The organism is Legionella quateirensis (assembly GCF_001467955.1).
Classification (GTDB): Bacteria; Pseudomonadota; Gammaproteobacteria; order Legionellales; family Legionellaceae; genus Legionella; species Legionella quateirensis.
In genome coordinates, this window is the sequence record NZ_LNYR01000012.1 from 813,840 (window position 1) to 824,500 (window position 10,661).

The following is a 10,661-nucleotide window of genomic DNA, read 5'->3' on the forward strand; positions in this document are numbered from 1 at the left end:
GAGCGTTTTCAACTCCGAGAATTACGTCATCCTGAACGCAGTGAGGGATCTCCAAATGCAGGCACAGAGCCACATTCAGGAGATCCCTCATTACATTCGGGATGACGGAGCGTTTTCAACTCCGAGAATTACGTCATCCTGAACGCAGTGAAGGATCTCCAACCATTGGCTCGGTGCCAATTGCTGGAGATCCCTCGTTCTACTCGGGATGACGGTTCCATGATTCGTCATCCTGAACGCAGTGAAGGATCTCCAACCATTGGCTCGGTGTCACGTTCTAAAATTTCTTTTAACGAAGAGATCGGGCGTTATTCGTGAGTCCTGTCTATACTTTGCAATAATCATCTTGAAAATGACTTCATATGATAAAAGAATTACAACACGCATTATGTCATACGCTCCTGGGAAAAGAGGAAGTAGTAAGACTAGGAATTACCTGTTTGTTAGCCAATGGGCATTTGCTCCTTGAAGACATCCCTGGCATGGGTAAAACCACCTTTAGTCATGCCTTGGCACAACTTACAGGGATGCAATATAAACGAATTCAGTTTACCAGCGATCTGCTTCCCAGTGATCTTCTGGGAGTTTCAATCTTTGACAGCCAACTCAAGTCCTTTTATTTTCACAAAGGCCCCGTGTTCTCTCAACTAATTCTGGCTGATGAAATAAATCGAGCGACACCCAAAACTCAGAGTGCCTTACTGGAAGCCATGGAAGAAAGGCAGGTTACAACGGATGAAGGAACCGAACCCTTGCCCGATCCATTTTTTGTAATCGCAACCCAAAATCCCTCTTATCATACAGGAACATACCCTCTGCCCGAGTCTCAACTCGATCGGTTTCTCATGCGTCTGGTTATTGGCTACCCACCACCAGAAGCAGAAAGGATCCTGTTAAAATCACCTGGCCAGCATAACCAGTTTACTGAATTGAAGCCCATCATCAATCCAAATCAATTACTGGATCTCCAACATCAATGCCAGACAGTCCAGGTTTCTGAATTGGTGCTTGATTACGTACAGTCACTACTTGCGGCCAGCCGTAATCAAGGCTGGTTTAATCATGGCCTTAGCCCAAGAGCAGGCATGGGTTTAATACGAGCGGCACAAGCATATGCACGAACTGATGAACGTGATTTCATTCGACCAGATGATATTCAGGCCGTAATGCCAGCAGTGGTGAATCATCGTCTCATCATTAAAAAATCACAAACTCAATTGTCAGCAACGGAACTTTTAATGAATGAGGTTGAGGTCCCAGTGTGATAAATCAAGCGAAAATCAGAGGTAAGGAATATTGGAATCAATGGATTAACCATCGGACTCCATTATCAAATCCACAAGTCCTTGGCTCAAACAATGTATACATACTGCCTTCAGGCCTTGGCTGGATCTATGGCCTCATTGTACTTACCCTGTTTTCCGGAGCAATTAATTATCAAATAAGCACCCTGTTTTTAATGACCTTTCTGATGGCGGTTATAGGTCTGACCAGCGCCTGGGAAGCACATTCCAATCTAAAAGACTTAACAATCAAATTTATTTCGGTTGAGGATACACAGCAAGGAAAACCAGCTCAGATTACCCTGCTCATTGTACCCAACACCAAAAACCGATTTGGAATGGAATTTCAAATTGCGAATCAGCCCATCACTCGTATAGAGAACATTCCTCCTGAAGGGATGCAGTTTATCTTACCTGTCGAAACTACAGAACGTGGATGCTTTACCCTGCCCCGGATCGCAATTTCCAGTCTGTATCCCTTTGGAATCTTTAAGGTATGGGGGTATGCCCGATTCGACATACTTTATTATGTCTATCCCGCCCCTGTGTCACCTGATTTTTGGCCGCTCCCGGTCTCCAATCAACACAACAAAAGAAAAAATATTCAGGGAGATGAAGAATTTTATGATTTAAAACAAGTTGAGAATCCCTGGATACAACCGAATCTTATCGCCTGGAAAATTGCCGCAAAAGGACAGGGTTGGTATGTTAAAACCAGGGACAGTACAGAAGGAGATTATTGGCAGTTTAAATTAAATGATCTGCCAACAGAACAGATGGAAACAAAACTGCAGAACTTGTGCTATTGGTTATTCACTGCGGAACAAAATGGTCTGATCTATAGCCTGGAATTAACCAATAACACGACCCCGTTTGATCGAGGTGAACACCATTTACGCTATTGTTTACGTCAATTGGCATTATTCAAATGAACAGCATACCCTCTCAACAAACCCTGATAAACACCATAAGATATACCCTATTTATCATGTTGATTTGTTATCTTCCTCATTTGTTTACCGCCCCATGGTGGTTGTTTATCCTGGTTTTATCCGCAATGGGATATCGTTTAATTGCTGATTATTATTGCCTTCCAGTACCCAATAAGTGGATCCGCTTTACACTGGTCGCTGTTTGCTTGTTTTTGTTGAAACTACATTATGGCAGCATTGTATCAAGTGGTTTTTTCATAGGATTCTTACTCACTTTTATTGGATTGAAAATCATTGAAATTCATAACTTCCGGGATTTGAAGGTACTTGCTCTTTGTAATTTTTATATAATCTTTTCAGCCCTTCTCGTCCTGCAGGAACTTTGGATTATTCTCTATTTAATTATAGGCATCATTGCCAATCTGTCCTTGATGTTAAAATTAACTGCACCACAAGCTTCACTGAGATTAGTAGGTGGAAAAAGCATCAAACTATTGCTCATAGGGATACCATTAAGCATCATCCTGTTTTATATATTTCCACGTATGACCAATCCATTATGGCAAGTTCCGTCTCAAGGCCAAATGCATACCGGATTCAGTGAAAAAATGAATCCCGGTTCAATTGCTGAACTGTTTCATGATGACAGCATTGCCATGAGAATTACGTTTAAAAACCAACCCATTCTGAATGGATATTGGCGAGGATTAATTTTAAGTTTATATAATGGGATAAGCTGGAATCACGGATGGTACAATACATCTGCCTTCCCGCCCTTACAAGAACTCAGTCCGAATGAAACCGCTGATTATGAAGTACTGCTGGAGCCACACCAAAAAAAATGGTTGTTTTATCTGGGCTATCCTGAGTTTTCTCGTCCCAATCTCTTATTTTCACTCAATTATGGGTTAATCAGTCAGAATCATGATTTGATAAATCAACGTTTTTCCTATGCTCTGAAAGTCCAATCGAATCCCTACCACCAATTAAGTAAAAGAGAACTGTTTCAAACGACTCAATTACCAGGAAATAGTAATCCACGCATTAACGTTTGGGCAAAAGAACAGTTTGTGAAACTGAATCAAAATCCACAAGCATTTATTGCATTTTTAAAGAACTACATCAAAGAAAATCCATTTTGGTATACCTTAACTCCCCCCTTACTCAAATCAAATAAAAATCAAATGGATCAATTCTGGTTTGATACACAAAAAGGGTTTTGTGAACATTATGCCAGCGCCCTAACCGTGATATTGCGTTCGGTCGGTATTCCGGCGCGAATTGTAGTAGGCTATCAAGGCGGCGAATGGAATCCACTGGCGCAATACCTGACGATTAAACAAAACGATGCTCATGCCTGGTTAGAATATTGGCAGGAAGGTATTGGCTGGCAAGAGTTCGATCCAACCTCATTCATCTCCTCTGAGCGTATCGATCCCTCCATACAGGAAGCAAGAGCATATCGATTAAATCAAACAGAACGATACAACCTCTCAGGCATGTCATGGTTACAGCGTTCCCGATTATTTTTGGAGTCAGTTCGATTTTTTGCAGAACGATGGTTATTATTTTATAACCAGGAGACTCAGCGAGATTTATTACAAAAAGCAGGCCTTGAAGAATGGAATATGGCGCAATTACTGCAAGCATCCATTACCAGTCTTTTACTATTTATCATTTTATATGGAATGTACTATCATTGGTGGCAAAGGAGAAACAGAGATCCCTTACTTATTGAGTATCATCTATTACAAAAAGAATTCAAGCGCTTTAATGTATCAACCCATCCATCTGCAACCTTAAAACAACAGTGTCATTCACTGATCGAAAAAATACCGACCTTATCACCAACGATTTCTAATTTTTTGTACCGTTACGAAACCTTACGCCTGAAACGCACTGAGGCTCATTCCAAGGAAAATAAAAAACAGACCATTTTATTATTCAAGTCGTTCAGACAAGTTCTCAGTCAAAAAAAACCGCGCAAAGTTTCACCTCATTGAATTAGGACGTGTTTCAACGCCTAATAACCTTTAGGGAACCAATTTATTTGCAGTTTCAATATAAGCAGTATGGCCAGCAATTTTTTTAGCCAGAACAGCTTTTTGAGCTCGATCACTGACTTTATTACTCGCTTCACCAGAACTTTGATTTTGAAAAAACGCAATACCTAAAGCTTTTTTGACAATATTGGTTTGTTGTTTTTTTAAGGGGGTTAAAGAATTAGTATTAGCAATCATATTCTTTTCGTCGCTATTGAGTTTATTACCCTGACATTTTTTTTGATAATAAGCAGTAAAATCCAGATGTCGAGGAACTACTTTCCCCTTTTTGCTTAAAATCGATCCCAGTTCAGTTCTAAGATGTTGAAGTTCAGCTGTTATCTGATCTTTAGCTTTCAACAGCTCATTTTGTTTTTTTTCTGCTGTTATAGTACCCGCTCGTCTTAAGGCATTTAGACCCGGCTCAAGTTCTGAGTTAGTTCCCTTATAATGGTGAAGATGATGGTGCGCTCTTTGGATAATATAAGAATTAAACAGCACAAACACAGGGTCGGTTACCTGTGTTTTGAACCAGGCAAGTAAGGAGGATTGAGCGCAGGTTCCATTGGTTTGCAGTTCTAAAGATTGTTCATCATCATGCAATTTTCCAGCACGATATAATTCTAATAGCGGTGCATTCATCAGTTCGCCATTTTCGTTATCACCAATGACTACCGGAACTAATAATCGTTCGATAAACTGATCCTTAAGCAAAGACTCAATGTTAAAAGGACTGCTTACCTTGATTGGACGGGTGCGATTATCACCCAACAATGCCGATTTAAAAATGGTTTTATAGCTTGCGGTTTCATTAACACCAAACCCGGTGTTGATGAACTTGAAAACAACATCATTTTGGTTAATACGCTTGCATTCAACAACGGTAGCATGTCGACCATCTTCACTACCAAAACCATGAGGGATAATCATGGAATCACCCACGGCAAGATTGTATATAGAATGCTTAATTTGATAAGTCAAATCATACAACAGTTCCTCACGACGCTCTTTGCTTTCATCGACATGATTGATAAGAAGCATAAAATCAATTTTACTGGCCAATACAAATCCGTCATCAAACTTCTTTTTCAATGACAGCAATTGCTCTGTTGTCATGGGATCAAGTGTATTCTGTGAGTTTTTTATAAATTTTTTCAAATCATTTGAGAAATGCTGGTAAGCACTTGACTTGCTTTTACCTTGCAAAGTTTCATGTGCATTTAATTCCTGATCGCCCATTAGATGATGGGAGAGGTATTTTAATTGTTCATTAGAGGTATAGGATTTGTAGTTTTTACGTACAAACAATTCATTGGAAGTAAATCCAAAAAATCGCAGGATACGAAAAAAGAAATTGGGGTATAAAAGGTCGTCTTGCTGTTTCTGAGCTTGTTTAAACGAACGATCAACTTGATTAATCACATTCTGTAAAGATCGTTCATGAGGGGGAAGAAAACCGAAAAACCCAATAAATAGCCCCCACCAGGATTTATCTTTGACGATTTCTTTTTGGTAATTTTTAAGTGATTGGCGAAGTGGCTCCAAATATTCAGATCGAGCAAGGGAGCTTCGTTCAGGATTGGACATATAATGTGAATGCAACGCTGTAGCTTTGCTTGCAAATTGTTCAATATCATGAGGTTTTTTATAGTGAGCACCAAGCTTCAATTGCTCAAGAAACCGATGCAGATTTTTTCTTGATTCTATATCATAGCTCATTTTGACCTCATCATTATCACTTAAAATTGTAAATCAATAACACATTAAACAACCGTCGCTTTAACTTAAAAACAAGGTTCTGAATCGATTATCGGTACATTGCAACACTCTGAATGAACAATTCGTTCCATACCAAGGTGCTTTATTTTAACACAAGCACATTAACCAATTATTAAGTCCAACCGCGAATAAGTACCCTATAAGATGAGGAGTTTCTTACAAATTAATTTGCTTAACTCTATTTCAGCGTGTATATATTGGTCACTCTCAATTACAGATATCATTCATTCAATGGTTAATTTCCACGAAATCACGTTAAAAACGTTTCTAAAAGAATGCTGGCAGAAAAAACCTCTGGTCATTAGAAATGCATTACCCGATTTTATCAATTCGCTATCACCAGATGAGTTAGCAGGCCTTGCGCTTGAAGAAGACATGGAAAGTCGCATAGTCATTGAAACAACTGATGAACTGAATCAATGGCATTTAAAAAGAGGCCCCTTTCAGGAGTCTGTATTTTCAACCCTCCCTGAACGTAATTGGACTCTTTTGGTTCAGGGTGTTGATAGAGTGATTCCAGAGGTCTATGCCTTACTGGATCAATTTGATTTTATCCCGCAATGGCGTCTTGATGACGTCATGATCAGCTATGCCACACTTTATGGCAGTGTCGGACCACATTATGATAATTATGATGTATTTTTATATCAAGCAATGGGGCGCCGTAAATGGTCGCTAACCTCTAAAAACTGCACTCCGGAAAATTACATCCCTAATCTGGAATTACGGATTATGAATGAGTTTGACACGGAAGAGGAATTCATCCTTGAAGAAGGTGACATGCTTTATCTGCCCCCTCACATAGGCCATTATGGAATTTCCTTATCAGACCAATGCATGACCTACTCTTTTGGTTATCGAAGCTATCAGGGTCAGGAAGTCTGGGATAGCCTGGGCGATTTCTTGTCAGAAAAGGATTTATTTAAAACGCTGTATCGTGACCCGGACTGGTCTAATCAACAGAGAACTTCTGAAATTAAAAAACCCGCATGGCAACAAGCCAAACACTTATTACAGCATTTAATTGAAGATGAACACATTATGAAATCCTGGTTTGGTTGTTTTGCCACCCGACTTGATCAGCAGGCAGAACAGCAATTAGCCCCGCCACTGGAAGAAGAGGAATGGGTCGATTTGCCTGCTTTTATTGCCGAATTAAATGAAACTGATTTGGTACGCGACGCATCTTGTCGTTTTGCTTACCTCATCGAAGAGGATAGTACAGTACATCATTTTTATATTAATGGTTGTGAATGGGAGACCCTGGGAGTATCTAAAGATCTGCTCCTCCTGATTGCCAATAACCGATTCATATCTCATCATGATCTTAATCCTTTTTTGAATAAGGAACCCAACCAATTATTTCTCCATGATTTATGGAAACTGCAATGGTTACAATTTCAAAACGACGAGTATGAATGAGCAATCTCGAAATAAAAAGTCAGATTTATCTGGAGGTTTATTTTCTTTCTCTATAGACAAAACCCGATTTTCTGGCTAGTTTTATTAGTACTACAAAAATTACAGGGATGAACATGACAAGACAGGGTTTAAAAAGATTGGGATGTATCTTTATTAGTCTATTTTCTATTCATGCATTTGCAGCGGATACAATTAAGATTACAGTAAAAACCATGGAAAAAAATGCTGTAGCAATAGGTTTTACTGTAGATAAAAAAGAATTCGGTACTTTAGGCAAATCCTATTCTGGAAGAGGACCTAAAGATAAAGAATACAATTTTGGATATAAAAAAGATTCTCTTTTTGGTGATAACATCAACTGTGGCAGTTTAACTTTAACGCAGGACAGCACGATTGTTTTAATGGTTCAAGACAATAAATGCTATAGCATACCTGGTTAATTGGATTCACTTTCACAAGACTTAGAGCATTTAATGACCTCTGATAACAATGTAATTTCCAGTATCGACCTATAGCCTGAGCTGTAGGTCACTCTATCTGTTGCACGGTACATCACTCTGGATGAACGCAAAACGTCACATTCAAAATGCTTAACCCCATAATGCACGATCCTCTCTATGAATAATTTCAATTAGAACAGTTGAAACTGAAGAGGTCAGTTGATCGATGTAATTGCTTACATAAAGACCAATACACTTGCAATTGGAAAATTTTACAATCATGGCGTATATTTAAGATACACAAACAAGCAAGGATAGGCAATGAAAAAAATAATACTGGCCTTAGTAATCGTTTCAGTTTCTGTATTATGTGCAAGCTGTTCTAATGGTTGTTGTGGCACAAATTATAATGGATGTTGTGGCTCAGACAGTTATTCTGGCAACTGGTATTAATGGACATTAGGTTACATCCTGTCAGAACACTATGAAAAAAAATATTTTTCTCGGAATTTCTGATGAAGGATTCCATAATGTAGCTTATACCGAATGGGGAAGTTCTGATCTGGAACTTCCTGCCGTATTGTGTGTCCATGGGTACACGCGTAATTCTCATGATTTTGACGCACTGGCATATTACTTGAGTATGAATGGTCGTCATGTATTCTGCCCTGACGTCGTGGGCCGTGGCGACAGCTCCTGGTTTAAACATTCTCATCATTATAATTTTACTCAATATCTTTCCGATATGAACGCACTGATTGCCAGAACTAAAGCGCAGCGCCTTGATTGGATAGGAACGTCTATGGGTGGGCTGATAGGAATGATGATGGCCGCGCTACCCAATACACCTGTTCAACGTCTTATTTTGAATGATATAGGTCCTCAAATTCCTATCTTTGGCTTACGAAGATTGGCTAAATATGCAGGAAAGGAACCTGAATTTAAGAGTATCGATGAAGCAAAACAATTCTATAAATTAAATTTCTCTGGATTCGGATCCCTAACTGACAAACAATGGGATGACTTTACTGCACGCAGTGTGGAGGAAGTCGCTCCTGGTCGTTTTATTGCCAAGGTAGATCCGGGTATCAAAAACCCAAAATCGTCCCTTCAAGTCATGTCCGAGTTTTTTCATCATCCCCACAAGGCTATGGAAGGAATATTCTATGACATTGATCTTTGGTCAGTTTGGCAAAAGGTACAATGCCCCGTTCTGGTCATCCACGGGACTCAATCCGATTTACTGACACCAGAAATCATTAAAAGAATGCAACGAAGTCATGATAAAACAGATGTTTTTGAGATAAAGGATGCAGGACACGCCCCTGCTCTTTTAAATACAGTTGAACATGAAACAATATTGAATTGGTTAACTTCAACTCGATAGCGATTCAGTGCCAAGGTTTATTGATAGTTCATCTATGAATAATTGTTACGGTTTTTCGATATTGGACTTACCGTTCATGGACCCTCCGCTTTCGCGGAGGGTGACGGGAGGGTGGCGGAGGGTGGCGTGAGGGTGGCGTGGGGGTGACGGGAGCTAGCGGGAGTATGAAACGAACGTCCAATCACTAAGCATCTGTTATTTTAAATACCCAACGTTTTAATTGCCCCAGATTGATTCGATGGCTGAATAATGTAATTAAAGCTCCTGACAACACAAAAACAATACCCAGTGCATGCCAAGGTTTGAGTTCTTCGCCTAATAAAAGTACGCCAAATATCACCACAAATACAGGCTCAAGAACCGATAAAATGGAAGCCTTCTCAGAACTGATGTATTTTAAGCTGTGCAGCATCAATAAAATAGGAATAACTGTAGCAACCACTCCAATTCCAAATAAATTAATCCAGACAGTTGCAGATGCAGGAAATGAAAACGTATTACCCCACAAAGCCACAAAAAAACTGGTCATCATACATCCTAAGCAGACCATCAAAGTCGAGACTGTAGGTGAAATTTTATTACGTTTACTGGTGATTATATAACACGCATAAAAAAAAGCGGAAATCAGACCAAGACTGATACCCAATAAATCAAAAGCGGCCTCATTCATGTCAATTAACAGCAACATACCCATCAGGATGATAAAGGTAGCCAGGTAATAAATACGGGGAATGGACTGACCGTAAAAGAAAAAATTCAGCAACATAATCATCACCGGATAAGTGAAAAATATAACCATTGCCAAACCAGAGCCAATATATTGAGAGGAATAAAAATACAGCAGTGTTGATACACCGTAATACAAAGCACCACCAAGAAAGGCGATAAACATGGATCGATACGAATCATTTATGGTTTTAATTTGCGGGATTAAAATAATTAATATCAAAATGCTTGATATTAAAAAACGCCAGAACAACATTGTTCCGGCTGATATGTTTCCGTTCATGGCACTAAGTCCAAAATAACCAATAAATCCATATAAAAATCCGGATACTATGGCGTATAAGGAACCCTTTTGCTCTTGCGACTTCATGATAAAGGCCTAAAAAATATGAATGATCAACTATATAAAAAGTAACTTATCAATAATCTTGGAATTCTCATCATCCTGAACTCAGTGAAGGAGCTCCAAATGCAGGAACAGCACCACATTCAGGAGATCCCTCATTGCATTCGGGATGACGTGCCCTAGAATTATCACGTCATCCTGAACGCAGTAAAGGAGCTCCAAATGCAGGCATAGCACCACATTCAGGAGATCCCTCATTGCATTCGGGATGACGTGCCCTAGAATTATCACGTCATCCTGAACG

The 10,661-nt window shown here is 39.4% G+C and carries 10 protein-coding genes; 7 read left to right on the top strand and 3 right to left on the bottom strand.

Annotation, left to right across the window (positions count from 1 at the left end; translation table 11 throughout):
- Positions 1 to 362 precede the first annotated feature (362 nt).
- The 3 genes from Lqua_RS08045 to Lqua_RS08055 are packed head-to-tail and all read left to right on the top strand — an operon-like array spanning position 363 to position 4,218.
- Entirely contained in the window at positions 363 to 1,265 is a 903-nt protein-coding gene (locus tag Lqua_RS08045; RefSeq protein WP_058473743.1) for an AAA family ATPase, read from the top strand.
- A complete protein-coding gene (locus tag Lqua_RS08050; RefSeq protein WP_058473744.1) occupies positions 1,262 to 2,215 on the top strand; it encodes a hypothetical protein in 954 nt (317 codons plus the stop codon). The genes Lqua_RS08045 and Lqua_RS08050 overlap by 4 nt, the downstream gene beginning before the upstream one ends.
- On the top strand, positions 2,212 to 4,218 hold the full coding sequence (locus Lqua_RS08055) for a transglutaminase TgpA family protein (RefSeq protein WP_058473745.1): 2,007 nt from the start codon (positions 2,212 to 2,214) through the stop codon (positions 4,216 to 4,218). Before Lqua_RS08050 ends, Lqua_RS08055 begins: the two co-directional genes overlap by 4 nt.
- Positions 4,219 to 4,248: 30 nt before the next feature.
- Here the strand turns inward: Lqua_RS08055 and Lqua_RS08060 are convergent, their stop codons facing one another.
- A complete protein-coding gene (locus tag Lqua_RS08060; RefSeq protein WP_058473746.1) occupies positions 4,249 to 5,976 on the bottom strand; it encodes a hypothetical protein in 1,728 nt (575 codons plus the stop codon).
- A gap of 291 nt (positions 5,977 to 6,267) precedes the next feature.
- Here Lqua_RS08060 and Lqua_RS08065 point away from each other — a divergent pair, with 291 nt between their 5' ends.
- The 4 genes from Lqua_RS08065 to Lqua_RS08075 all read left to right on the top strand — a co-directional run bounded on the left by Lqua_RS08065 (position 6,268) and on the right by Lqua_RS08075 (position 9,285).
- Positions 6,268 to 7,458, top strand: coding sequence for a cupin domain-containing protein (locus Lqua_RS08065; protein WP_058473747.1), 1,191 nt, complete (start codon positions 6,268 to 6,270; stop codon positions 7,456 to 7,458).
- A gap of 113 nt (positions 7,459 to 7,571) precedes the next feature.
- Entirely contained in the window at positions 7,572 to 7,898 is a 327-nt protein-coding gene (locus Lqua_RS08070) for a hypothetical protein (protein WP_058473748.1), read from the top strand.
- Positions 7,899 to 8,219: 321 nt separating this feature from the next.
- Positions 8,220 to 8,351 (top strand): hypothetical protein, encoded by a 132-nt coding sequence (locus Lqua_RS18890; RefSeq protein ID WP_274519356.1) that lies wholly within the window; start codon positions 8,220 to 8,222, stop codon positions 8,349 to 8,351.
- Between the two features lie 31 nt (positions 8,352 to 8,382).
- Complete coding sequence (locus tag Lqua_RS08075) at positions 8,383 to 9,285, top strand: alpha/beta fold hydrolase (RefSeq protein WP_058473749.1); 903 nt, start codon at positions 8,383 to 8,385, stop codon at positions 9,283 to 9,285.
- Between the two features lie 184 nt (positions 9,286 to 9,469).
- Here Lqua_RS08075 and Lqua_RS08080 read toward each other — a convergent pair whose 3' ends face one another.
- Both Lqua_RS08080 and Lqua_RS18705 read right to left on the bottom strand, forming a co-directional pair.
- Positions 9,470 to 10,381 (bottom strand): DMT family transporter, encoded by a 912-nt coding sequence (locus tag Lqua_RS08080; protein WP_058473750.1) that lies wholly within the window; start codon positions 10,379 to 10,381, stop codon positions 9,470 to 9,472.
- A gap of 81 nt (positions 10,382 to 10,462) precedes the next feature.
- A partial coding sequence (locus tag Lqua_RS18705; protein ID WP_238585545.1) for a hypothetical protein occupies positions 10,463 to 10,661 on the bottom strand: 199 nt, incomplete at its 5' end.

Bases quoted from the DNA above. Each gene is read 5' to 3' on its own strand.
- Lqua_RS08045 (WP_058473743.1), top strand. From the start codon at position 363: ATGATAAAAGAATTACAACACGCATTATGTCATACGCTCCTGGGAAAA.
- Lqua_RS08055 (WP_058473745.1), top strand. From the start codon at position 2,212: ATGAACAGCATACCCTCTCAACAAACCCTGATAAACACCATAAGATAT.
- Lqua_RS08060 (WP_058473746.1), bottom strand. From the start codon at position 5,976: ATGAGCTATGATATAGAATCAAGAAAAAATCTGCATCGGTTTCTTGAG.
- Lqua_RS08065 (WP_058473747.1), top strand. From the start codon at position 6,268: ATGGTTAATTTCCACGAAATCACGTTAAAAACGTTTCTAAAAGAATGC.
- Lqua_RS08070 (WP_058473748.1), top strand. From the start codon at position 7,572: ATGACAAGACAGGGTTTAAAAAGATTGGGATGTATCTTTATTAGTCTA.
- Lqua_RS18890 (WP_274519356.1), top strand. From the start codon at position 8,220: ATGAAAAAAATAATACTGGCCTTAGTAATCGTTTCAGTTTCTGTATTA.
- Lqua_RS08075 (WP_058473749.1), top strand. From the start codon at position 8,383: ATGAAAAAAAATATTTTTCTCGGAATTTCTGATGAAGGATTCCATAAT.
- Lqua_RS08080 (WP_058473750.1), bottom strand. From the start codon at position 10,381: ATGAAGTCGCAAGAGCAAAAGGGTTCCTTATACGCCATAGTATCCGGA.